The following is a 24,676-nucleotide window of genomic DNA, read 5'->3' as shown; positions in this document are numbered from 1 at the left end:
AACTTGGCTGCGAACGGCGGGGGATGCGGTAAAATTATGCCGCTGGCCTCACGGTCGGCATTGCGTGCTCTTCCGGACGATGGTAAGGGAGGCTTTGCTCAGACGCAAGCGCAAGGATGCAGGCGCGCACCACGAATGCAGACGATTTTTGCCATTATTTGACGCCGGGCCAGTTTATTAGCTTATTGATGCAAAAACCGCCAGAAGCAAGCGTGACAGAACATGTGCCATTGGCTCTGCGCTGGCAGCGGCTGCGTGCCGCCTATCGCATGGCCAACCTGGCCACCCACCATGTGTTGGGTTTTACCATCAAATTGGTGCTGCTCGCGTATTTCGCCTTCGCCGTACTGTTTTTATTCCTGCGCTATGCGATTCTGCCGAATATCGACTATTACAAAGGCGATATCGAGCGGGCGGCCAGCCGTGCGCTGGGCAACCCCGTCAGCATTGCGCGTATTTATGCCTCCTGGCATGGCGTTCGCCCCAATCTCTTCCTCGGTGACGTGACCCTGCGTGACCAGGCGGGCCGCCAGGCGCTGAGCTTGCCGAGCATATCGGCCACCGTGTCGTGGTGGAGCGTGCTGGGTTCAGTGCGCTTTACTACCCTGGAAATCACGCGGCCGGACCTGGACGTGCGGCGCAGCAAGGATGGCAAGCTGTACGTGGCCGGGGTGTTGATCGACAGTACGCAAGGCAGCGATGGCAAGGGCGCCGACTGGCTGCTGTCGCAACATGACATCATCATTCGCGATGGCAAGGTGCGCTGGACGGACGAGGCGCGTGGGACACCCGAGCTGGCCTTATCCCAGGTCAATCTGTTGCTGCGCAACCGCTGGCGCAGTCACCGGCTGGGCTTGCAGGCCACGCCACCCGCCAGTCTGGCCGCGCCCATCGATGTGCGCGCTCACTTCACGCATCCGCCTTTCAGCACGCGCATCTCCGATGTGTCGATGTGGAAAGGCGAGCTGTACGCCGACCTGAAAAACGCCGACCTGGCCGCCTGGCGCCGCTACCTCGATTATCCGTTCGAACTGAGCCAGGGCAAGGGCGCCCTGCGCGCCTGGCTGAGCCTGGATCACGCGCGCCTGGCCGGTTTCACGGCGGACGTGGGGTTGACGGATGTGACGGCGCAGCTGGGCGAGCATATCGCGCCGCTCGACCTGCTGTCGGTCAGCGGACGCATTTCGGCAAAAGAAGAGCTCTCGCAGACACCCGACGGCAAACCGACGTTTGGCGCGAATGGGCACCAGGTGGAGTTGACGAATTTCGCGGTGGAAACCCGAGACGGCCTCAGCCTGCCGCCCACGACTTTGTCCGAGCGTTTCATTGCTGCCACCAAGCGCAAGCCGGCGCGCACGGAAATCACGGCCAAATCGCTCGATTTGCAAACCCTGGCCGCATTGGCCGACAAGCTGCCACTGGGCGAACAGCAGCGCCAGCGTCTCGACGCCCTGGCGCCGCGCGGGCGTTTGCAGGATTTTGCCGCGCAATGGGAAGGCGAAATGGCGACACCGGCCAGCTACCGTTTGCGCGGCAAATTCATCGATCTGGGTCTGAATGCGCAGCCGGTGCGCCTGGCCGTGGCGAAGACGGCGACCGGCCCCGCGCAGGCCGCCGCACCGGCTATCCCCGGTTTCGAACATTTGACTGGCAGTATCGATGCCAGCGAAAAGGGCGGCAAGGTCGATATCGATACACGGGGATTGGTATTGCAACTGGCCTCCTATTTGAGTGAGCCGGCCTTGCCGTTCGAACAGTTCGAAATGGAGGCGCGCTGGGCTTTCCAAGCAGACAATATGCTACAAGTCGACCTGGACAGGCTTGATCTTAATCAAGAAGGCATGCGAGTCGCCCTGCATGGTTCGCAGCGTTTGCCTCTCGACGGCAAGAACCTGGGCCAGGTCGACTTGACGGGCACGATCGATAATTTCCAGATCAACACCATCGGCCGCTATCTGCCGCTGCAAACGCCCGAGCACCTGCGCCACTGGCTGACGGGCGCGCTGGAAGGCGGCATGGCGCGCGATGTCAGCCTGCGCCTGCGCGGCGAACTCGAGCATTTCCCGTTCAAGGCCGACACGCCTGCCCAGCGCAACCGCGGCGACTTCCGTATCGCCGGAAAGATCGAGAACGGCACCTTGAATTATGCGCCCGGCGAATTTGCGGAAAGCGGTCCGCTGGCGGGCAAGGCGCCCCTGTGGCCGCAGGCGGAAAAGATCAAGGGCAGTTTTTTGTTCGAGCGCGCGCGCATGGAAATTCGCGGCGACACGGCCACCACGGGCGGCGTGGCATTGACGAATGTCAAAGCCGTGATCCCCGACCTGACGGTGTTCGACACCTTGCTCGATATCGACGGCAACGCGGCCGGCCCGATGCAGGAATTTCTCAAGTACGTGACGGCCAGCCCCGTGCTGGGCTGGATCGAGCATTTCACGGATGAAACGACGGCGACGGGCAACGCTAAGCTGGCCCTCAAATTGCACTTGCCGATCGAACGCATGCTCGAATCGACCGTGCAAGGCAGCTTGCAGCTGGCGGGCAACGACGTGGTGCTGTTCCACGACATGCCGCCCGTGCTGGGCACGCAGGGCAAGATCGAATTCAACGAAAAAGGCGTCAACCTGAATGGTTTGAATGGCAGCCTGCTGGGCGGGCCGCTGGCCATCTCGGGCGGCACGCAGCCGGACAGCTCCATCCAGGTGAAAATAGCCGGCAACATGACCATCGACGGCTTGCGCAAGACCTATCCGGCGCCCGTGCTGCAGCGTCTGGCGAAACATTTGAATGGCGGCGCCCGTTACAGCGGCTTGATCACGGCCCGCGACCACCAGGTGGTGGTCAATGTCGAGTCGCCGCTGACGGGCCTGGGCCTGGATTTCCCCGCTCCCCTGAAAAAACCGGCCGGCGACAGCCTGCCCGTGAAATTCACCCTGACGGGCAATGCTGCCAATGGCGCCGGCTTGCGCACGGACGATATCCGCATCGCGCTGGGCTCCGGCATCGCTGCGCGCTACCAGCGCCAGAAGCAGGGCAAGGATGCCTGGCGCCTGGTGCGCGGCGGCATCGGCGTGAACGTGCCGGCGCCGGAACCGGAGAGCGGCATGATGCTCAACGTCAACATGAAAACCCTGGACGTGGACAGCTGGATTGCCGCCGGCAGCGAGATCGCCGGCAGCGCGACGGCGTCCGCCGACAGCGGCGGCGCCGACGATGCGCCCGATATCGCGCAATACGTCGTGCCGGACATGATGGCGGCCCGCGCCAGTGAACTGATGCTGGGCGAGCGCAAGCTGGAAAACGTGGTGGTGGGCGCCACGCATCAAAAGGATGTGTGGCAAGCCAATATCGATGCGAAACAGGTGTCGGGCTATGTGACGTGGCTGGAAACGCCATCCGGCCTGGGCAAGATGACGGCGCGCCTGTCCTCGCTGATCATTCCGGAGTCGGCCGCCAACGATGTGAAAAATTTACTGGAAGGAAAAAGTGGCGCCCAGTCGATTCCTTCGCTCGATATCGTCGCCGAGCAATTCGAGCTGTTCAACAAGAAGATCGGCCGGCTGGAGTTGCAGGCCTATAACACCATGGCGGCGGGCGGACGCGAGTGGCGCGTGGGCAAGCTGCAACTGTCAAACCCCGATGGCGCCCTGAGCGGCAGTGGCAAATGGGTCATTAAGGATGGGCAGAGCACGACCAGCCTGCGTTTCGGCCTCGATATCGTCGATGCGGGCAAGCTGCTCGACCGCTTCGGCTTTGCCGACACGGTGCGCCGCGGCAAAGGCCGTCTGAGCGGCGACATCGCCTGGAACGGCTTGCCGTATTCGTTCGACATTCCCACCTTGTCGGGGCAGATCGAGATGAACGTGGAGTCGGGCCAGTTCCTCAAGCAGGACCCGGGCGCGGCCAAGCTGTTGGGCGTGCTCAGCTTGCAAGCCTTGCCCCGCTTGCTGAAACTCGATTTCCACGACGTGTTTTCCGAAGGCTTGGCCTTCGACGGCATCACGGCCAACGCCAGCATCAAGCGCGGCGTCGTGACGACGAACAACCTCAAGATGCATGGCGTGGCGGCCACCGTGCTGATGGATGGCACGGCCGATATCGCCAATGAAACGACGAATCTGCACGTGGTGGTGATCCCTGAATTTAACCTGGGAACGGGGCCGCTCGTGTATGCGCTGGCCGTCAATCCCGTCATCGGCCTGGGCAGTTTCCTGGCGCAGCTGTTCCTGCGTGCGCCCGTGATGAAGGCGCTCACTTACCATATGCAGATCGCCGGTCCGTGGAAATCGCCCGTCGTGACCAAACTCGATGGTGGTAAATTGGAACCTGTCGCCGTGCCTGCCGCTGCGGCGGTGGAGGCCGTGGCGAAATAGGCGAGGCGTTCGAATGGATAAGAGGTGGCAATGATGCATACAGTCGCAGCAGTACAAATGATTTCCTCGCCTTCCGTGGAAGACAACCTGGCCACGGCGCGGCGCCTGGTGGCGCAGGCCGCCGCCGGTGGCGCGCAACTGGTGGTGCTGCCTGAATACTGGGCCATCATGGGCAAGCAGGAAACGGACAAGCTGGCCCATGCGGAACAGCCCGGCAGTGGCCCCATCCAGGATGGCATGGCGCAGATGGCGCGCCAGCACGGCATCTGGCTGATCGGCGGCACCTTGCCCCTGATCTCGGGCCAGGAGGGCAAGGTCTTGAATACGACGCTCGTGTACGATCCGCAAGGCGAACCGGCCGGCCGCTATGACAAGATCCACCTGTTCGGTTTTACGCGCGGCATCGAGTCGTACAATGAATCGCGCACCATCGTGCCCGGTGCGCAGGTGCGCGCTATCGAGACGCCGTTCGGCCGCGTCGGCCTGTCAATCTGCTACGACCTGCGCTTCCCCGAACTGTACCGCGCCATGGGCGATTGCGCGCTGATCGTCGTGCCGGCCGCGTTTACCCATACGACGGGCAGCGCCCATTGGGAAGTGCTGCTGCGCGCGCGCGCCATCGAAAACCAGTGCTATGTGCTGGCCTCGGCGCAGGGCGGCCTGCATCCGAACGGCCGGCGCACCTGGGGCCACAGCATGCTGATCGACCCGTGGGGCGAAGTGATCGCCGTGCTGCCTGAGGGCGAGGGCGTGGTCAGCGGCGAGATCGACCTGGTGTTTTTGGCCGGCGTGCGCGAGTCGCTGCCGGCCCTCACGCACCGCACCATGTAAATTGAATTGTGAGAAAAAGCCATGATCCCATTTGAACCCAATCTGTCCAGCCTGGCCGTGGCACGCGATATCCTGCTCACGCCGTTTGGCCTGGACGAAGACAAGCTGCTCAAGGCCCTGGGCACGATGTTTACGCACAAGGTCGACTATGCCGACCTGTATTTCCAGTCGACCAAGAGCGAAGGCTGGAGCCTGGAAGAGGGCATCGTCAAGACGGGCAGCTTTTCCATCGACCAGGGCGTGGGCGTGCGCGCCGTGTCCGGCGACAAGACGGCGTTTGCGTATTCCGACGACATTTCCGAGCGGGCCCTGCTGGAAGCGGCGGCGGCCACGCGCACGATTGCGCGCGCGGGCGCCGGCAAAATCAAGATCGCGGGCCAGATGCAGCCGCAAGGCGGGCGTTCCTTGTACCTGCCCAACGATCCACTGGCCTCGCTCGATGCCACGGCCAAGGTGCAACTGCTCGAGCGCGTGGAAAAGATGGCGCGCGCGAAAGATCCCCGCGTGGTGCAAGTGATGGCGGGCCTGGCTGGCGAATACGACGTGGTGCTGGTGCTGCGCAGCGACGGTGTGCTGGCGGCCGACATCCGCCCGCTGGTGCGCGTGTCGCTGACCGTGATCGCGGAACAGAATGGCCGCCGCGAAACGGGCTCGGCCGGCGGCGGCGGGCGCTTCAGCTATGACTATTTCAGCGATGCCGTGCTGGAACAATACGCGACGGACGCCGTCAATTCGGCGCTGGTGAACCTGGAAGCGCGCCCCGCGCCAGCCGGTCCCATGACCATCGTGCTGGGGCCGGGCTGGCCCGGCATCCTGCTGCACGAAGCGATCGGCCATGGTCTGGAAGGCGATTTCAACCGCAAGGGCTCGTCCGCGTTTTCGGACCGCATCGGCGAGCGCGTGGCCGCCAAGGGCGTCACCGTGGTCGATGACGGCACCCTGGCTGGCCGGCGCGGTTCCCTGAACATCGACGACGAGGGCAACCCGACGCAGTGCACGACCCTGATCGAGGACGGCATCCTCAAGGGTTACATCCAGGACGCGATGAACGCGCGCCTGATGAAGATGCCCGTGACGGGCAATGCGCGCCGCGAATCGTTCGCCCACCTGCCCATGCCGCGCATGACAAATACGTACATGCTGGGCGGCGACAAGGACCCGGGCGAGATCCTCGCATCCGTGAAAAACGGCTTGTATGCCGTCAACTTCGGCGGCGGCCAGGTCGACATCACGAACGGCAAGTTCGTCTTCTCGGCCAGCGAAGCGTACATGATCGAAAACGGCAAGCTCAGCTACCCGGTGAAGGGTGCGACCCTGATCGGCAATGGCCCGGACGTGCTCAACCGTGTCTCCATGATCGGCAACGACATGCGCCTCGATTCGGGCGTGGGCGTGTGCGGCAAGGAAGGGCAGAGCGTGCCCGTGGGCGTGGGGCAGCCGACCTTGCGCCTCGATGGCATCACGGTTGGCGGGACTGCCTGATCTTTTCGGGCACTGCGCGGCCAACAACGGTGTCGGATTACGCGCGGCTGCGCCGCGCAATCCGACCTACATTTCTGGCAAGCTGATCGTGTAGGTCGGGTTAGCCCGAAGGGCGCAACCCGACACCACCGCTATTTCTCAGAATTTATACTTCACCCCCGCACTGACAAAGCGTCCTGCCGCGCCCGCGTAGTCGAGCGGGTTGTAGCCCGTGGCGCCATACGTCAGCGGGTCGAGCGGGGCGATCTTGTCGAACAGGTTTTGTATCGTCGCAAACACTTCCAGCTTGGGCGTGGCCAGCCAGCGGGCCGTCAGGTCCACCGTGGTGAACGAGGCGATGCGGCAGCCGCGCGGCGCGTCGGTGCCGTCGGCGAAATGCGTGGCGCAGCCGTCCGGGTCATTCTTGAACAGTATGTTGTCGAGCGGCGCACGGTAGTTGACGTTGGCCGTGACCCGCCAGTTCTGGCGTTCCCAGGTGGCGCCCAGGTTGATGCGGTCGTCCGGCGTACCCATGCAGTTGGACACGTCGCAATTGCCATGCGTGCCGGCAAAATCGCGCTGCGTGCCATCGCGTTCCGTGCGCAGCCATTTGTACAGATGCGTCCACTTCAGGTCGAAGGTCAGGTTGCCATAGTCGCCGCCCAGGTTGAAGCGCTGGCGGGCGTCGATATCGATGCCGCGCACCGTCGTTTGCGCCGAATTCACATAGTTGGCCAGCACGGCCGTGATGGCGCCCGGATCGCCGGCAATGCCGGTGGCCGTCGATGGGTCGCGCGCTACGTTGCCGGCGGCAATGGCCGCATCCGTTTGCTCCTGGTTGATTTCATTCTTGCGGCGGATTTGCCACAGGTCCACGGAAATGCTGCTGCGCGGCAGCGGGTCCCACACGGCGCCGACGGAAAAGCTGCGCGAACGCTCCGGCGACAGGTTCGGATTGGGCGAGGTGATGACGGCGATCGGCGCGGGATCGCACGCCACTTCCACGCCCAGCGCGCAGCGCAGCGGATCGCTGGCGGTGGAAAACGCGGCCAGGCCGCCGACGCCGTTTTCCGCCGCGCTGGGGGCGCGGAAGCCCTTGGCGAAGGTGCCGCGCAGGGCCAGTTCGCGCATGGGCGTCCATTTCACGCCCACTTTCGGCGTGTAGGAATTGCCCACGTCGGTGAAATGGTCGGCGCGCAGGGCGCCTGACAGCTCGACGGTTTTCAGCACGGGCGCCAGCACTTCGGCGTAGATGGCCGAGGCGTTGCGGCTGCCCTTGTAGGCGGAATAGCCGAGGCCGATGATATTGCCCCGTTCCGTGCCCGTGGTGGGCTTGAGTTCCGTCGATTCATGGCGGAATTCCGCACCCACGGCCACGCCCAGGCCGCCGCCGTCCAGCTTTGCCACCTCGCGGCTGGCCTTGAAGTCGATCTGCGCGATATGCGTCTTGGCATCGTTCGAGATGCGCGGCGACAGGGCCGCGTACAGCTCGGGCGAATTGAGGCCCGCGTTTTCCGCGATACGCCACAGGCTGCCGGCCGGCAGGGCCGCATAGGCGGGGTTCAGGCTGGCCGCCGCCACGTTCGTGGCGGTCGGGTTGAGCAGGGCGAAGGCGACGTCGCGCTGCAGGTAGCCGTTCAAGTCGTTCGACACCTTGTTCTGCGAGTACAGCAAGGCGCTGTCGATATCCCAGCCCGCCACCGTGCCCTTGATGCCGGCCACAAAGCGCGTGAAGGTCGAATTGACTTCCGACAGGCGCGGTCCCACGTCGGCCGCCAGGTAGCGCAGCCGCGCCGCCGTGCCGAAATATGGATTGTCCGGGTGGGCTGCGCCGAGCGACACGCCCGCATTGCTGACGGGCCCGCCCGGGTAGCCGACCGAGCCGCTGACCGTCGATGGCGTGGTGGCCGAGTTTGATTCGCTGTGATACACGTTCAGTTCCGCATACGTCTGCAGTGCTGGCGTCAGTTGCCAGGCGGCGCGGCCGAAGAAATTGATGTTCTTTTGCTTGGGCTGGATCTGCCCGTACTGCTGCGCGGCATCGGTCAGGCAGCCGCCGCCCGGGTCGCCTTGCGGATGCGTGGTGAAGTTGCCGCAGGCGGCGCCGGGGAAGGTGCGTGTAAAACCCGCGCCGGACAGGTTGCCGCGGTTGTAGTAGTCGAGCGTGTCGGGATTGCGCACATTGCCGTTGACGGCACTGCCGGCCGCGTTGTTGGTGGTGATGGCGCCCGCACCGCTGAGCGACTCCTGCGCGCTGAAACCCAGGTCGCGCAAGTCGCTGCGGCCGACGGCGCCCCGTCCGGCCCGGTCGCGGTTCCAGATGGCGGCCTTTTCGCTGTACTCGAGGTTCAGCAGCACGTTGTAGCGGTCGCTGTCGATGTCGCCGAAGCCGTGCGTGATGGCGGCGCGCGCATCGCGCCCGTCCCACTCCTTCGTCTTGCCGTAATTGCCCTTGATGGCCGTGCCCTGGTAGTCGCGCCGCAGGATCACGTTGACAACGCCGGCAATCGCGTCCGAACCGTAGATGGCCGAGGCGCCATCCTTGAGGATTTCCACCCGTTCCACCGCTTCCAGGGGAATAATGTTCAGGTCGGCGAATACCTTCTGGCCATCGTCGGCCAAGCCATACGGCGCGACGCGGCGCCCGTTCAGCAGCACCAGGGTCGAGGCCGTACCCAGGCCTCGCAGCGATACGCCGGAAGCGCCGGCGGCAAAGCCGTTGCCGAAGGTGGTGGGCACCGAGCCCTGGTTGTCGACGGCCAGGGTCTGCAGCAGTTCGGCCACGCTGGACTTGCCCGATTTTTCAATGTCGGCCGCGTTCAGCGTTTGCACGGCCGACGCCGTTTCCGCCTGCGCGCGGCGGATGTTCGAACCGGTGATTTCCACGCGGGCAATCGGGGCAGCATCCTGCGCCAGGACGGGGAGACTCAGCAACGCACTGGCCAGTGCCAGGCCCAGTCTGGGTGGTGAAAAGGCAGCGGATGGTAAGGATAGGGTAGGGATCATGCGGTTCTCCGGAAAGGTCAGGCAGTCAAAGGTCGTTGATGCGTCCTTGAGTTTTGTCCGTGAGCCGATGCCGGGATTAGATCTGGATCAAGGAGTGCCCCGCTTGTCGTCGATAGAATGGCTGGCGTGGCGTGGTTGCCACGACGGACACAGCGGTAGTGGCCTGCGGACGGGTATGGGCAGCGCGCAACTTTTTATGCTTTTTAACGTACTTTGCAGTGTAAAACGGCAGCGGCATGCGGCTTTGCCGACAAATATGCTTGCCAACCCTTGCAATTTAGGTTTATAGTCGTTCATCACTTACGGATGACTCGCATGTTCGCTCGCCACTTTTTTACCGCTTATTTTTACTTTAGCAATTCCAACCCAAAGGCGGTGGAGTAGCGGTCGGTTCACGTAGCAGCAAAACGAGATCCCAGCAAATTCTAAAAAACCGCCACTGATGGCGGTTTTTTTTTACCCAGATGTTTTACCCATCCTTAAATTTTGGAGAAAATGATGCCCCGCACCGATGATTTGCGAATTCGCGAAATGAAGGAATTGACCCCGCCGTCCCACCTGATCCGCGAATTCGCCTGCTCGGAGCAAGCCGAACAGACAGCCGCCAGCGCCCGCATTGCCCTGCACCGTATCCTGCACGGCCAGGACGACCGCCTGATGGTGGTGATCGGGCCTTGCTCCATCCACGACACCAAGGCGGCGATGGAATATGCGCGCCTGCTGGTGAAGGAGCGTGCGCGTTTTGCGGGCGAACTGGAAATCGTCATGCGCGTCTACTTCGAGAAGCCGCGCACCACGGTGGGCTGGAAGGGCCTGATCAACGATCCGTACATGGATAACAGCTTCCGCATCAACGACGGCTTGCGCATGGCGCGCGAACTGTTGCGCGATATCAATGAGCTGGGCTTGCCGGCCGGTACCGAGTTCCTCGACGTGATCAGCCCGCAATATATCGCCGACCTGATCAGCTGGGGCGCCATCGGCGCGCGCACGACGGAATCGCAGGTGCACCGCGAGCTGGCGTCGGGATTATCCTGTCCCGTCGGCTTCAAGAATGGCACGGACGGCAATGTGAAAATCGCCGTGGAAGCCATCAAGGCCGCCTCGCAGCCGCACCATTTCCTTTCCGTCACGAAGGGCGGCCACTCGGCCATCGTCTCGACCAACGGCAACGAGGATTGCCACATCATCCTGCGCGGCGGCAAAACGCCGAACTATGACGCGGCCAGCGTGGACGACGCTTGCAAGGCGATCGCGGCGCAAGGCCTGGCGGCGCGCCTGATGATCGACGCCTCGCATGCGAACAGCTCGAAAAAACCGGAAAACCAGATTCCCGTGTGCGCCGACATCGCCAGCCAGGTGGCGGGCGGCGACGACCGCATCGTCGGCGTGATGGTGGAGTCGCACCTGGTGGCGGGGCGCCAGGATTTGATCCCGGGCAAGGAATTGATCTACGGCCAGTCCGTCACGGACGGTTGCATCGACTGGAGCGCCAGCGTGGCCGTGCTGGAAAACCTGGCGGCAGCCGTCAAGCAGCGCCGCTTGAAGGGCGACGCGGAATAAAGTGACGTGGCGCGCAGCATGAAAAAAAGCCCGGAAAGCTAAGCTTTCCGGGCTTTTCAGTTTTCAGCCGAGAGCAGATGCCGTCAGCTTAGAACTTGTAGGAACCGCTCAGGTAGAACTGGCGGCCCAGGGCGCTCGAGTACGATGGGTTGTAGCCCACTTGATGCGAACCCGTGTTACGCAGGGTGAACGGCGGATTGCGGTCGAACAGGTTCAGGATGCCGCCCGTGATTTCCACGTTCTTCATCGGACGGTAGGCTGTCTGGAAGTCGAAGGTGGTGTAGCTTGGCACTTCCAGCTGGATGCCATAGCATTCGCCAGGGCTGCCGGCCACGATCACGGCGCAGTCTTTCGCCGTCTGTTCCTTGTCCGTGTAGCCATTGCGGTAGCTGGCGCTCAGCGTATGCGTGAACTTGGCCGTCTCATACGTGGTGGTGGCACGGATGATGTTGCGGAAGCTGACCTTGTCGTTCGAACCGTAGCGATTCAGGCTGGTTTCCCATTGATCATCGGTGCCCGGCGTCGTGTAGCGCGAACGCAGCAGGTAGGTACCCATCAGGCGGCTCGTCAGGCGGCCGTCCAGCAGCTTCATCTTGTGGGTGAAGTCGTAGTCGATACCGCGGTTTTCCACCTTGCCGATGTTAATCGGCAGCAGCTTGATGGCCAGCACGTCCTTGCCCGTCGAGCTGATGTGCTTGGTGGTGAACAGATTGGCGTACTTGGCAGGATCGTTGAAGATCAGGCCTTCGGACACGGCGGTCACCTGGTCGCGGATTTCCACGTTCCACAGGTCGAACGACATCGACAGGCTGTCGATTGGTTCGAACACGGTACCGATGCTCCATTGCTTCGACGTTTCCGGCTTCAGGTCCGGGTTGCCGCCCTGGAAGGCTTCGAATTGCTGGCGTCCCACGCCGCTGCAGTAGCTGGCCAGCGGATGGCCGCCCATGCCGTTTGCTGCCGTCAATGGGCATTGATAGTTACCGCCCGTGACGCCCCAGTCTTCCAGTGGACCGGCGATTTCCTGCATGCTGGCGGCGCGGAAGCCGGTGCCGGCAGCGGCGCGGAACATCAGGCTCTTGGTGGCGGAATACTTGCCGCTGACTTTCCAGGTGGTGGCGTTTTCTTTCTTGCCTACCGTCTTGCCCGTCAGCTTGTCGTCGATGGATCCGATCTGGTCGTAACGCAGCGAGCCGGTCATTTCCAGTTTTTTCGAGATCGGCATCATCAGCTCGGCGTAGGCGCCGGCATTGTCGCGTGCGTATTCGCTGTCGACTTGTGCATTGTCAAACAGGATCTGCGCCTGTTTGGCAACATTCGCCTGCTGCACCTTGTACGAGGTGTTGCGGTAGTCGGCGCCCACGCCCAGCATGGCCGTGCCGCCTGGCAGCGAGAACACAGGACGCGAAGCGCGGCCGTCGATGCCCTTCATTTCCACGGTTTGCGTGTTGTAGGTGCCGCTGAAGCCCGTGCCCAGCAGTGCCTGGCGCATGGCGTCCGGCATGGAACCGACCGGGTAGGCGAACGGGTCGATATTGCCGGCGGCTACTTGCGCGTCGAATTTGTCGGCCAGCGGGAAACCGCTGACGTATTCTTGCGTCTGTTTGTTTTTCGAGTACGTTACGGCGGAGTTGATGTCCCAGCCGAATGCATTGCCATCGATGCCGGCGACGATGTGGGTGGCTTTGGTGCCATAATCGTAGACGCGGTTGCCCATTTCCGACAGGCGGTATTTGGCGACGGCGCCCGTGGCGTTGGCCAGTTGCGCTGGCGTCAGGTTCGGCGCCAGATATTTGTTGAACAGCGGCGAGCCGACATCGACGGAGAAATCGGCCGGGTACGGCGCAATGCTGGCGACGACGCGCGCTTCCGTGTAGGCGAGGTCATAGAAACCCTGGAAGCCGGTTTTGCCCAGTTTGACGGTACCCGAGCTGAAGATGGCGTCGCGCTTCGATTCGGGATTGATTTCGATGGTCGATGGCGAATCGAAATAGCAGTTGCCGTCACCATAGAAATCCATGTTGCTGGCAGCACATTTGCCGCCATGGGCCAGTGCGTACGGGTTCAGGTTGACGGACTTGCTGACTGTCTTGCCGGTGGCAGGATCGATGGCATCGTAATCGACAGTTGCGTTGCCTGGCGCCGAGCGCGAAGAACCGTTGATGAATTGCAGTGCCTTGCCGTTCTTCGGATCGTTGAAATTGATGATGCCGCTTTTCGCGAAGCTGCGCTGCGATGCTTTCAGCGATTTTTGTTCGTCATGGCTGGCCGACACGAAGATGCTGTAGCCGTCTTCGTCGATGTCGCCGAAGCCCTTGCTGATGGAAATCGAGTTGCTGGCGCCGCCTTTTTCTTCAGGACGCGAGTACTTGGCATTGATTTCCAGCGGCGATGCGCCTTTTTTCAGGATGAAGTTGACCACGCCGGCGATGGCGTCGGCGCCATACAGCGCCGAGGCGCCGTCCGTCAGCACTTCCACGCGCTCGATGGCCGACAGGGGGATCGAGTTCAGGTCGATGGTGGTGCCGGAATTGGATGGCGCAATACGGCGGCCGTTCAGCAGCACCAGCGTGTAGGCTGCGCCGATATCGTGGATCGAAGCCGTGGTGACGCCGCCGCCGCCGCCGCCCACCGAATCGGCGGCCACGGAGAAGCCCTGCATCGCAGGAATTTGCTGGATGAAATCGGTCACCGTGGTGACGCCGGTTTTCTTGATGTCTTTCTGGTTGAACGACTGCACCGGCAGCGACGCTTCGGAAGCGATGCGCTTGATGCTCGAACCGGTGACTTCCACGCGTTGCATGGTGCCATCTGTTGTTTCTTGCGCATACGCGGCGTGCATGCTCAGGGCCATGCCGCCTGCAAACATCAGGCGCAGCGACCGCGATATTACATTTTCTATCATCATCTGAAATTCCTTGTTATTGTGATAAAGGCGGCAATTATTTTGAAATAACTTGTTGCTTACTAACAATTTATTTGCCTTTTTACAAATCCACCAATGAAAATTCTGTAAATTTTCAGGGCCCTCATCAAAACATTCACGATTCAGATTGTCAATTTCGTGCGGACTTTTTGGACGAAATGCAACATTTCCCTGTTTTTTTTGTAATCCTTCAGCAATAAAGTATCGCGGACCCTTGTCAGTCCTGCTCAGATGCGTAAAATAAAACGGCGCACATCATCGCTGATGGCGCCGTCTTTGGCATGGCTGGCACACGCTGGCCAGCGCCGTCTGGTCTGTCTTTCGTCCGTCACTCCCTCAAAACGTATAGCTGCCGCGCAAGTAGTAGGCGCGCCCGATCGGGTCCGTATAGCGCGGGTCATAGCCTTTCTGGAACAGGGTGCCCTGGTTCGAGAATGGCGGTTCCCTGCCCAGCAGGTTTTTCACGCCGGCCGTCAGCAACAAGCCTTTCCACACGTAACTGCCCGACACGTTGAGCAGGCTGTATGACGGCACATCGTGGCGGTATGGCGGCTCGACCAGATTCTGGTCCGTGTAGCCGGACTTGAACGATTGCGACACGGTGGCGCCCCAGTTGCCCAGGCGCCAGTTCAGCGCCGCCGTATGTTTCCAGCGGAACACGGGATTGTTGTCCGCGTAGCGGCCCACGTTGGCAATGAATTCGCCGCCGCGCTCGTTCTGATAGTCATACTTGTGGGTCCACGTGCCATCGACCGACACGCTGACATCGCCATACGCGCCTCGGGCCAGGCGCGCATTCAGGCTGACGTCGATACCGTCGGTTTTTACTTCGCCGAGGTTGTCGTTCAAGTCCAGGATGGCGTAGGGCGAACCATCGGGATTGCGCAGGAACAAAGCCTTGTATTTTTCGTAGTTGCCGAAGATCGATTGCTCGGGCAAGGACGAAATCTTGTCCTTCAAATGGATGTTCCAGTAATCGATGGCGAGCGTGACTTCCTTGATCGGTTCGAGCACGAGGCCGACGGCGAAGGTGGTGGATTTTTCCGGTTTCAGGTTTTCATTGCCGCCCTGCAGCTTGAATTGCTGCAAGTCGCAATCGCGCAGGGGATTGGCGCCGGGCTGCGGCACGCCGCCCGGGCACAGGATGGGGTCGTCGTAGGTATCGTTGGTATCGTTCTTCGATGGCGGCGCATTCTTTTCAAACAAGGTGGGAGCGCGGAAACCCGTGCTGGCCGAGCCGCGCAGCACCAGCGCGCTGCTGGCCTGGTAGCGCAGGGCCAGCTTCGGATTGGTGGTGCTGCCCACGTCGCTGTAGTGGTCGAAGCGGGCGGCCAGCTGCACTTCCAGATCCTTGATCAAGGGCAGGTTGACTTCGCCGAAGACGGCCTGGATCGTGCGCGAGCCGCTCTTCGACAGCGAGCCGGACAAGCCGGAACTGGCGGCCTGGCCGGCGATATCGCGGTTGACATTGAAGTCGGCCTTTTCGTGCCGTACTTCGCCACCCAAAGCGATGGCCAGCGGGCCGCCGGCCAGCTGCATCAGTTCGCGGCTGCCCTTGATGTCGAAGCCCGTGGTGGCGACCTTGGCGTTCTGCACCTCGCCGCGCAGGGCGGTGCTGTCCAGGTAAGCCTTGCCGGCCGCGTCCTGCACGCCGAACGGGTTCAGGATGCCGTTCAACACACCAGCGGCAAAGCCCGCATCCTGCACATAGCCACCCGTGAACTTTTCCGACGACTTGCTGATCGCGTGGCTCAGGCCCGTCTTGTAGTCCCAGCCGGACAGCTCGCCTTCGAGCGCCAGCACCAGGCGGTCCGCCTTGCCATCCGAATCGATCTGCCGCTGGCCTGCTTCCACGGGGCGCCAGTTGACGCTCAGCGGCTGGCCCGACAGGCCCGGCTGGGCCGGCACTCCGCCCGCATTGCCCGGATAGTATGGACTGGTGCTGGGCAGGATCAAGCCCGTTTGCGGCGGCGGCGCCGTGCGTGCCTTCACCTTGTTTTCCGAATGCAGGTATTCCACCGTGGCCAAATGGCCGCCACCGAGCTTGAAGGCGCCCTTGCCGAAGAAGGCCAGCTGTTCCTGTGCGGGCAGGTTGTCGATCTGGCGCGTGTAATCCTGGCGGCAGGTGCCGTTGGCGGCTGCCACCGACAAGGGCGGCAGGCAACCGCTGGCCGCGTAGGGATTGCCGGCCAAGCCGTCGCCGCCAGTGGCCGCCGCATCGAAGTAGTTGCCGGGGAAAGTCGTGCCGCTGGTAATGGACAGCCCGCGCGAGGGGATGATGCCGGTCTTGGAAAAGTCACGGTCCTGCGACGTCAGCACTTTTTGCTTGTGGTAGTCGAGCACGCCGAAAATATTGTAGCCCTCCGTGTCGAGCTTGCCGAAACCCGTCGACAGGTTGACGCGGTGCTCGCCGCCGCCCTTGTGTTCGGGCGAGACGACCTCGGCGGTGATATTCGTGACGTTGACGGAGCGCTTCGTGATGAAGTTGATGACGCCGCCGATGGCGTCCGTGCCATAGATGGCCGAGGCGCCGTCGCGCAGCACTTCGACACGTTCCAGGGCGGCAATCGGGATGATGTTCAGGTCGACGCTGGCGCCGTCATACGGATGGTTGGCGATGCGCCGGCCGTTGAGCAGGACCAGGGTCTTGTCGCCGCCCAGGCCGCGCAAGTCGGCGCTGGCCTGACCGCCCGTGGGCAAGCCGCTGGTATTGCCACCGACTGCATTGCCGCTGCCCATGCTCGACGCGTTCGAGGGTATCTTGCTCAGCACTTCCTGGGCCGTCGTCAAGCCCTGCTTGGCGAAATCCTCGGCCTTGAAGATGGACAAGGGCGTCGCCGTTTCCGAGACGAGGCGCTTGATGGAGGAACCGGTGACTTCGACTCTCTGCATGGCGGCGGGCTCGCCGGCGGTGCCGGTGTCCTGCGCCATGGCCGCATGGCCATACGCGCCGAGCAAGGCTGCGCACAGCAGGCGCAAGGTGGGGGAGGGAATGCGGGTTTGCGTCATCTGACACTCCTGTGGCGTGGGTTTGGCCAAGTGGCCTGCAAGGGAGTTTTACAGGCGCGCAGCAGCTAAGGTTTGTGCTGGCACAAGAGCTGTGCGGATGAGCGACCTGGCGCCACAGTCCGGACGAAAAAAAAGCGGTGATTGCTCACCGCCTTGCGTCAGGATACGGATGTCGGCTTAGAAGAACTTGTAGCTGGCGCCCAGTTTGAAGTAGCGGCCGATGGCGCCGCTGGCATCCATCGGGTTGTAGCTCATGCCGCCGTAGGTCAGCGGGTCGAGCGGCGCGATCTTGTCGGTCACGTTGTTGATCGAGGCAAACAATTGCAACTGCTTGTTGACGTTCCAGCGGCTCGACAGGTCGAGCGTGGTGAACGAGGCGAGCTTGCAACCGTTCGGCGCCGCGGTGCCGTCGGCCAGCTTGGAAGCGCACGGCTTGCCTTCAAACAGAATGTTCTTCATGTCCGAACGGTAGTTCAGCACGCCGCTGACGTTCCAGTTGCCCAGGTCCCACGAGCCGGTCAGATTGATCTTGTCCTTCGGCGTGCCGGCGCAGTTGGACGTGTCGCAATTGCCATGCGTGCCGGCGAACTGGTAGCGCACGGTGGACGACTCGGCCCGTACCCACGAAGCGATATGGGTCCAGGTCAGGCCGAACGTGGCGCGGCCGTAGTCGCCCAGGCGCACGCGCTGCTTGACATCCAGGTCGATACCCTTGATCTCCGTGAAGCTGGAGTTGCGGTACGGCGCCTTGGTGATCAGCAAGGTGCCCGTGTTCGGCGTGACGACGCCATTGATGGTCAGGTTGTTGTCGGCGCGGATGGCTGTCGGCAGGGCGGCCGCTTCGTTGTACGGCAGCGGGTTGATCTCGTTTTCACGCTTGATCTTCCAGGCATCGAGCGACAGGCTGGTATCGTTGAACGGATCCCACACGAGGCCCAGGGTGTAGCCCTTGGATTTTTCCGGCTTGAGGCTGGGGTCGCCGACCTTGACGGCCGCCACTTGCAGTTCGCAGTCGCTGGCATTGGCGCCCGGCAGGCGGGTGCCGCCCGGGCAGCGCACGGGATCGCTCACGGTCGAGGTGCCCGTCGATTGCGAATCGGCGTTGCTTTCGGCCGGGCCCGGTGCGCGGAAACCTTCCGAATACGTGCCGCGCACGGCGAAGGTTTTCAGCGGCGTCCACTTGGCGCCCAGTTTCGGCGTGGTCGACGAGAAACGGTCGTATTTGTCGTAACGCAAGGCGCCCGACAGTTCCACCGTCTTGATGACGGGCGCCAGCACTTCGAGGAACACGGCCGAGACCTTGCTGTCGCCCTTGGCGGCCACGTAGCTGGCGTTGATGGAACCGTCTTCCGTGCCCGTCAGCGATGGATTGTCGAGCTTGTCGCGGCGGTGTTCCGCGCCGATCGCCAGGCCCATGGCGCCACCGGGCAACTGCATCAGTTCGCGCGTGGCCTTGAAGTCGATGATGTCGAGCTTGGTCGTGGAATCGGAGGTGGCGTTCGTCACCATGGCCGCGTACAGCGATGCGGGATTCTTGCCCGCTTGCGCGCCGATGTAGTACGGGAAATATTGGCTGTTCGGATTGCCCAACGCATCCCTGACGACGGCCATGTTCAGCATGTTGCTGTAATCGAGGTGCAGTTTCGATTCCGAATGCGTGTAGCCGGCATCGTAGTCCCAGCCCATGGCATTGCCCTTGACGCCGAGCACGATGCGGTTGAACTCGTTGTTGGCCGTGCGCGTGCTGGCACCCACGTCGAACGCCTGGTAGCGCACGCGCACCGGCACGCCATACGGATTTTGCGGGTGGTTGGCGGCCAGCACGATGCTGGTGCCGGTGCCGGTGGCGTAGTTGATGACGCCCGCCTTGTTGCCGGCGTTCGGCGGGAAGGCGACGGTGGGCGTGACCGACGGCGGTATCATGGCGAACGCCGTATCGCGCTTCGAGTAGCCCGCTTCCGCATACACCTGGGTGTCGGCATTGACTTGCCAGGTGCCGCGCGTGTACAGGTTGATCGATTCGATCTTCGGCTGCATCGCGCGGAACTGGTCGTGGTGCCACAAACAGCCGCCCTTCGGATCTTGCGGTGAAGACACGGACAAGCTCGAGCAGCCGGGCAGCGCCACATAGTTGTTGGTGACGGGGTCGCGGATCAGGCCTGTCGGTGCCGCATTCGCATCGTTGTTGCCATTGATGTAGCCGCCGGCGAACTGGGTGTTGATCGCATAGCCATACGGGCGCAGGTCGGCCTTGCCTATCCATTTGCGGCCGGCGCGGTCGCTGTTCATCAGCATGTCCGATTTGCTGTATTCGGCATTGACGACGAAGTTGAATTTATCCGTATCGAGGTTGCCCTTGCCGAAGGTCAGCGAGGCGCGGTGCTGCTTGGCGTCGCTGTCGCCCGAGATGCCCGTGTCGCCTTTCAGGGTCAGGCCCTCGAAGTCCTTGCGCAGGATGATGTTGACGACGCCGGCGATGGCGTCCGCGCCATAGGTCGACGAGGCGCCGTCTTTCAGGATCTCGATGCGCTCGACGATCTGCATCGGCACTGTGGACAGGTCGGTAAAGCTCTTCTGGCCGTCATCGGCGCGCGCGAACGGCGCCATGCGGCGGCCGTTGAGCAAGACCAGGGTCGAGGTGGCGCCCAGGCCGCGCAGCGAGATGGCCGTGGAACCGGCGGCAAAGCCGTTGCCGAAGCCCGTCGGCAGGGAGCCGGCGCCATCGGCGGTCAGGGTTTGCAGGTATTCGGCGACGGTGGCCTTGCCCGATTTCATCAAGTCGTCGCGGCTGATGACCTGGACCGGCGATGCGGTCTCGGCCGTGGCCCGTTTGATGCTCGAGCCTGTAATTTCCACACGTTGTACATTGGCGTCTTGCGCCATTGCCGGCGCCGCCATCATGCCCAGGCTGAGCGCTGCTACGCTACCCGAAAAAATCAGGCGTACGGAGCGGGACATCACTGTTTCCATCATCATTCTCAGAACTCCGAAAGTGTGCTCGGCCGGCCCTTGTGCGGCACAGCTTTGCCAGGGTGATAAAGATTGCTGCGTCGGCAATCGCCATGGATCAAACGGCATATCTTGTGAGCCGTCGTGATTGATAAGACCACTTGGCGAGAAACCTTGTCAACGCGCACACATCTGCTTTCAGCATGGAAACAACAGTGTTTTTTATCATGTTGATGCGTTTCAATAATTGCAATTATTTTAATGTTGCAGTGCGATGCGTATTTTCCGTACTGCCATAAAAACAGCTGTCATTGACAACCATAAGGGGTACTGGCAGGCCGATTTTTCGTGGGCGCCGCTTGCCTATGCTGCGCTGCGGAAGATTCTCCCCGCGAGGCTGGCGGCCGTGGCTGCGCGGCACGCCAGTGCTGCGGCTTTTCGCCCGGCGAACAGAATATGCGTTATCGTTACGCCTTTTTCCGGCTTGCCTGCATGTGGTCGGGGCTGGCGATGAGCAAGGCATAGATCTTGCGAGGATGGACTGGTTTTGGCGGTGGAATCCTGTATCCCAGGGGGAAGCCAGTACAAGCGCACCAATACGGTGCGACAGATAATCGAGATGAAGGGTATTACATGAAGTCACCATGGATGCGGCGCGTGGCGCTGCTCGCCTGCCTGGCCACCCTGCCGCTGGCGGCCATTGCCGCCGATGCCGTGCCTGCTGCTGCGGCCGCGCCGGTGAAAACCTTGCGCTATATCCTGCCGGCCGCCGAGACGGGCTTCGATCCCGCTACCGCGCGCGACCTGTATTCGAACCACATCACGCAGGCCGTCTTCGACACCCTGTACACCTATGACTACCTGGCGCGCCCCGTCAAGGTGGTGCCCGGTGCCGCGGCTGCCATGCCGGAAGTGTCCGCCGACGGCAAGACCTACACCATCCGCCTGAAAAAAGGCATGTATTACACGCCGGACCCGGCGTTCGGCGGCAAGCGCCGCGAACTGACGATGGCCGACTACGTGTATTCGTGGAAGCGCCTGTTCGACCCGCGCCTGGCCTCGCCGCACAGCTGGCTGTTCGAAGGCAAGGTAGTGGGACTGGACGACCTGGCCAAGGATGCGGCCAAGTCGAACAAGCTCGACTACAGCAAGAAGGTGGCCGGCCTGGAAATCCTCGACCCGTACACCCTGCGCGTGACCCTCACCAAGACCGATTTCAATTTCCCCATGATCCTCGCCTACGTGCCCACGTCCGCCGTGGCGCGCGAAGTGGTGGAAAAGTATGGCGACGTGAAGGGCGAAGTGGGTTCGAATCCCGTCGGTACCGGCTACTACACCTTGGGCGAATGGACGCGCGGCAACCGCATCGTGTTGAACCGCAACCCGCAGCACTTGCCGGAAACGTGGAATTTCCTGGCTGGCGACGACCCGGACGACCAGCGCATCGTGCGCCAGATGCAGGGCAAGCGCATTCCCGCCATCGACCGCATTGAAATTTCCGTCATGATCGAAGACCAGTCGCGCTGGCTGTCGTTCCAGAGCGGCGGCACGGACGTGTTCTGGCTCGATGGCCCGCTGGCGCCGAAAGCGCTGCTCAACGGCAAGCTGCGTCCCGAACTGGCGGAGAAGGGCGTGCAACTGTCGCGCCTGCTTGATCCCGAGATCAGCTATTACTACTGGAATATGGAAGATCCGACCTTGGGCGGTTTCAGCAAGGAAAAGATCGCCCTGCGCCGTGCCATTGCCATGGCACACAATATTGACGAAGAAATCCGCATCATCTGGAATGGCCAGGCCAAGCGCCTCGACTATCCGATCCCGCCCGGCGTCGTCGGCTACGATCCTCACTACAAATCCCTGCTGCAATACGATCCCGTGCTGGCAAACAAATTGCTCGACAAATTCGGCTACAAGAAGGGCGCCGATGGCTGGCGTACTTTGCCGGACGGTAAGCCGCTGCTGATCCGCTACGCTTCGCGCAATGAAGCGAACGGCGTGCTGCAGGCGGAAATGTGGCGCAAGACCTACAACTCGCTGGGCATCCGCATGGAAAACGACCGCATGATCTTTTCCGACATTTTAAAGACGGAAAAGCAGTGCAAGATGCAGACGCGCACGGCGCCGTGGCTGGCCGACTATCCGGACGGCGACAACTTCATGCAGCTGTTCTACGGCCCGAACACGCACCAGAACAACAATGGCTGCTACCAAGATCCCGAATACGACAAGTGGTACGCGGCCAGCCAGGCCATGCCGGCCAGCCCCGAGCGCGACGAGCTGTTCCACAAGATGGCGCGCCGCCTGGAAGTAAACGCGGGCGCCCTGATCGGCTATGCGCGCTACCGCAACATGCTGGCGCAAAAGTCGGTGCTCGGCTACAAGAAGCACCCGATCCTGTTCCAGGAGTGGGCGTACATGGATATCGACAGCAACGGTGCGCCGGTGGCGCCAACTGCCGACTCGGCTAAAAAATAAGCGCAGCTTATAACAACAAGGAATCATTATGTTTGCTTATATCCTGCGCCGCCTGTGGCAGATGCTGCCCACCATGCTGGGCGTCGTCCTGCTGGTGTTTATCCTGTTCAACTGGGTGGGTGGCGACCCCGCCTATATCCTGGCCGGCAAGATGTCGAGTGCGGAAAGCATCGCCAACATCCGCCGCCAGCTCGGCGTCGACCAGCCGTATTACGTGCAGCTATGGATCTTCATCAAGCAGATCGTCACGTTCGATTTCGGCCAGAGCTGGGCCACGGGCGAATCCGTGTCGCACATCATCACCTCGCGCCTGGGCCCGTCGATGATGGTCCTGATCCCGCTGACCGTGCTGGAAACGTTTTTTGGCGTGGCGCTGGCGCTGGCCATCGCTTTCGTGCGCGGCTCGCTGACGGACCGCGCCGTCATGATCGCCTGCACGGTGGGCATGTCGATTTCCATTCTCGTCTACATCATCGTCTTCCAGTATGGCTTTGCTTATAAACTGGGCCTGTTCCCCGTGCAGGGCTGGGGCGACAGCTTCTGGGAAAACCTGCTGCGCTATTCGACCTTGCCGATCTTGATCGGCTTGGCCGTCTCGATCGCGCCGACCCTGCGCCTGTTCCGCACCTTCGTGCTGGACGAGGCCAACCAGGATTACGTGCGCACGGCGCGCGCCAAGGGCCTCAAGGAAGGCCGCATCATGTGGGTGCACGTGCTGCGCAACGCCGCCATTCCCATCATTACCTATGTGATGTCGAACTTGCCGGCCCTGCTGATCGGCGCTTTCCTGCTCGAGCGCTTCTTCGGCATCCCCGGTATCGGGCGTGAAGTGATCCTGGCCGTCGAGCGCAGCGACTTTCCGGTGATCAAGGCGATCACCGTCTATGTTGCCGCCGCCACCATGCTCTTCAACCTGCTCACCGACCTGCTGTACCAGGCGGTCGATCCTCGCGTACAACTGAAGTAGAAAGAGACGATGTCGAAACCTCATACATCGCCCGGCCTGTGGGCCCTGGCGTGGCGCCGTTTGCGCGGCGACAAGATTGCAATGGTATCGCTGGCCGTGGTCGGCGCCTTTTTCCTGCTGGTACTGGCCTCCGCCAGCGGCCTGGTCGCCTCGAACTGGGAAGACGAAGTGGCCGTCAGCTATGCGCCGCCCACGTTTGTCGGCGCCGACAAGGACGTGGCCGCCGATGGCGCCATTCCCCTGGCCGATGAGCGCAGCGCGCCCACCCCCGTCAACGTGCTCGATCCGCTGGCCGACGACATTGCCGAACTGCGCGCCCAGATGGGCAGCAATCCTTCGGCTGGCGTGGAGATGTACGGCGTTACCGACCCGCTGGCCGACGACTTGACGGCCTTGCGCGCCGGCATGGGCAAGGCCAAGAAACTCGTCACGCACAAGGCGGCGACACTGCCGTTCGGCGCCGACAAGTGGGGCCATGACATTATTCAGAAAACCATCAAGGGCGGTGAAACGTCGATCGTCGTGGGCCTGGTGGCAGCCTTGCTGGCCGTCGTGCTGGGCACCTTGTTTGGCGCCGTGTCGGGCTATTTCGGCGGCGTCGTCGATGATTTCTTCAACTGGTTCTACAGCATCTTTACGTCGATTCCATCCATCCTGATGATCTTGACGGTGGCGGCCGTGCTGCAGCAAAAGGGCGTGCTGACCATCGTGCTGATCCTCGGCTTGACGGGCTGGACGGGGCCGTACCGTTTGATCCGCGCCGAATACATCAAGCACAAGGCGCGCGAATACGTGATGGCGGCCGACGCCATCGGCGCCTCGCACTGGCGCAAGATGTTCTCGCACATCTTCCCCAACGTGAGCCACGTGGCTTTGGTGCAGATGTCCATCCTCGTGGTGGGCTTCATCAAGGCCGAAGTGATTCTGAGCTTCCTCGGCTTTGGCGTGCCGGTGGGTACCGTCTCGTGGGGCAGCATGCTTAACGAGGCACAAAATGAACTGATCCTGGGCAAATGGTGGCAGCTGACAGCCGCTGCCACGGCGATGGCCGTGCTGGTGACGGCGTTCTCGCTGTTTACCGATGCCTTGCGCGATGCGCTCGACCCCAAAGTGAAATAG

General features: G+C 62.1%; 11 protein-coding genes. 7 read left to right on the top strand and 4 right to left on the bottom strand.

The genetic code is table 11. The annotated features are described in order from the left end of the window. Positions 1-212: 212 nt before the first annotated feature. Genes V3C40_RS12180 through tldD form a run of 3 tightly spaced genes read left to right on the top strand, consistent with a single transcriptional unit; the run spans position 213 to position 6,683 of the window. Complete coding sequence (locus V3C40_RS12180; protein ID WP_331777557.1) at positions 213-4,370, top strand: YhdP family protein; 4,158 nt, start codon at positions 213-215, stop codon at positions 4,368-4,370. Between the two features lie 30 nt (positions 4,371-4,400). Further along, positions 4,401-5,201, top strand: a complete 801-nt coding sequence (locus V3C40_RS12175) for a carbon-nitrogen hydrolase family protein (protein WP_034760185.1) — start codon at positions 4,401-4,403, stop codon at positions 5,199-5,201. A gap of 21 nt (positions 5,202-5,222) precedes the next feature. Then, positions 5,223-6,683, top strand: coding sequence for a metalloprotease TldD (tldD, locus tag V3C40_RS12170; RefSeq protein ID WP_331777556.1), 1,461 nt, complete (start codon positions 5,223-5,225; stop codon positions 6,681-6,683). A 138-nt stretch (positions 6,684-6,821) separates the two neighbouring features. On the opposite strand, the gene V3C40_RS12165 is transcribed toward tldD, so the two are convergent. Continuing rightward, on the bottom strand, positions 6,822-9,668 hold the full coding sequence (locus tag V3C40_RS12165) for a TonB-dependent receptor (RefSeq protein WP_331777555.1): 2,847 nt from the start codon (positions 9,666-9,668) through the stop codon (positions 6,822-6,824). 498 nt (positions 9,669-10,166) lie between these two features. Here V3C40_RS12165 and aroG point away from each other — a divergent pair, with 498 nt between their 5' ends. Next, positions 10,167-11,231 carry a 3-deoxy-7-phosphoheptulonate synthase AroG gene (gene aroG / locus V3C40_RS12160; RefSeq protein ID WP_034760477.1) on the top strand — a complete coding sequence of 355 codons (1,065 nt, stop codon included), beginning with the start codon at positions 10,167-10,169 and terminating at the stop codon, positions 11,229-11,231. An 88-nt stretch (positions 11,232-11,319) separates the two neighbouring features. Here the strand turns inward: aroG and V3C40_RS12155 are convergent, their stop codons facing one another. The 3 genes from V3C40_RS12155 to V3C40_RS12145 all read right to left on the bottom strand — a co-directional run bounded on the left by V3C40_RS12155 (position 11,320) and on the right by V3C40_RS12145 (position 20,124). Further along, positions 11,320-14,139 (bottom strand): TonB-dependent receptor, encoded by a 2,820-nt coding sequence (locus V3C40_RS12155; protein WP_331777554.1) that lies wholly within the window; start codon positions 14,137-14,139, stop codon positions 11,320-11,322. Between the two features lie 354 nt (positions 14,140-14,493). Beyond that, on the bottom strand, positions 14,494-17,166 hold the full coding sequence (locus V3C40_RS12150; RefSeq protein WP_331777553.1) for a TonB-dependent receptor: 2,673 nt from the start codon (positions 17,164-17,166) through the stop codon (positions 14,494-14,496). 177 nt (positions 17,167-17,343) lie between these two features. Beyond that, a complete protein-coding gene (locus tag V3C40_RS12145) occupies positions 17,344-20,124 on the bottom strand; it encodes a TonB-dependent receptor (protein ID WP_331777552.1) in 2,781 nt (926 codons plus the stop codon). A 624-nt stretch (positions 20,125-20,748) separates the two neighbouring features. Here V3C40_RS12145 and V3C40_RS12140 point away from each other — a divergent pair. Genes V3C40_RS12140 through V3C40_RS12130 form a run of 3 tightly spaced genes read left to right on the top strand, consistent with a single transcriptional unit; the run spans position 20,749 to position 24,676 of the window. Continuing rightward, a complete protein-coding gene (locus V3C40_RS12140) occupies positions 20,749-22,590 on the top strand; it encodes an ABC transporter substrate-binding protein (protein ID WP_331777551.1) in 1,842 nt (613 codons plus the stop codon). A 28-nt stretch (positions 22,591-22,618) separates the two neighbouring features. After that, positions 22,619-23,557 carry an ABC transporter permease gene (locus V3C40_RS12135; protein ID WP_034760169.1) on the top strand — a complete coding sequence of 313 codons (939 nt, stop codon included), beginning with the start codon at positions 22,619-22,621 and terminating at the stop codon, positions 23,555-23,557. A 9-nt stretch (positions 23,558-23,566) separates the two neighbouring features. Then, a complete protein-coding gene (locus tag V3C40_RS12130; RefSeq protein WP_128140440.1) occupies positions 23,567-24,676 on the top strand; it encodes an ABC transporter permease in 1,110 nt (369 codons plus the stop codon).

This window comes from Janthinobacterium sp. LS2A, from assembly GCF_036543145.1.
Taxonomy (GTDB): Bacteria; Pseudomonadota; Gammaproteobacteria; order Burkholderiales; family Burkholderiaceae_D; genus Janthinobacterium; species Janthinobacterium aestuarii.
This window is presented reverse-complemented; position numbering and strand designations above follow the sequence as displayed.

Coding starts and splice junctions, on each gene's coding strand:
- V3C40_RS12150 (WP_331777553.1), bottom strand. CDS start 17,166: ATGACGCAAACCCGCATTCCCTCCCCCACCTTGCGCCTGCTGTGCGCA.
- V3C40_RS12145 (WP_331777552.1), bottom strand. CDS start 20,124: ATGTCCCGCTCCGTACGCCTGATTTTTTCGGGTAGCGTAGCAGCGCTC.
- aroG (WP_034760477.1), top strand. CDS start 10,167: ATGCCCCGCACCGATGATTTGCGAATTCGCGAAATGAAGGAATTGACC.
- V3C40_RS12135 (WP_034760169.1), top strand. CDS start 22,619: ATGTTTGCTTATATCCTGCGCCGCCTGTGGCAGATGCTGCCCACCATG.
- V3C40_RS12165 (WP_331777555.1), bottom strand. CDS start 9,668: ATGATCCCTACCCTATCCTTACCATCCGCTGCCTTTTCACCACCCAGA.
- V3C40_RS12140 (WP_331777551.1), top strand. CDS start 20,749: ATGAAGTCACCATGGATGCGGCGCGTGGCGCTGCTCGCCTGCCTGGCC.
- V3C40_RS12175 (WP_034760185.1), top strand. CDS start 4,401: ATGATGCATACAGTCGCAGCAGTACAAATGATTTCCTCGCCTTCCGTG.
- V3C40_RS12130 (WP_128140440.1), top strand. CDS start 23,567: ATGTCGAAACCTCATACATCGCCCGGCCTGTGGGCCCTGGCGTGGCGC.
- V3C40_RS12155 (WP_331777554.1), bottom strand. CDS start 14,139: ATGATGATAGAAAATGTAATATCGCGGTCGCTGCGCCTGATGTTTGCA.
- tldD (WP_331777556.1), top strand. CDS start 5,223: ATGATCCCATTTGAACCCAATCTGTCCAGCCTGGCCGTGGCACGCGAT.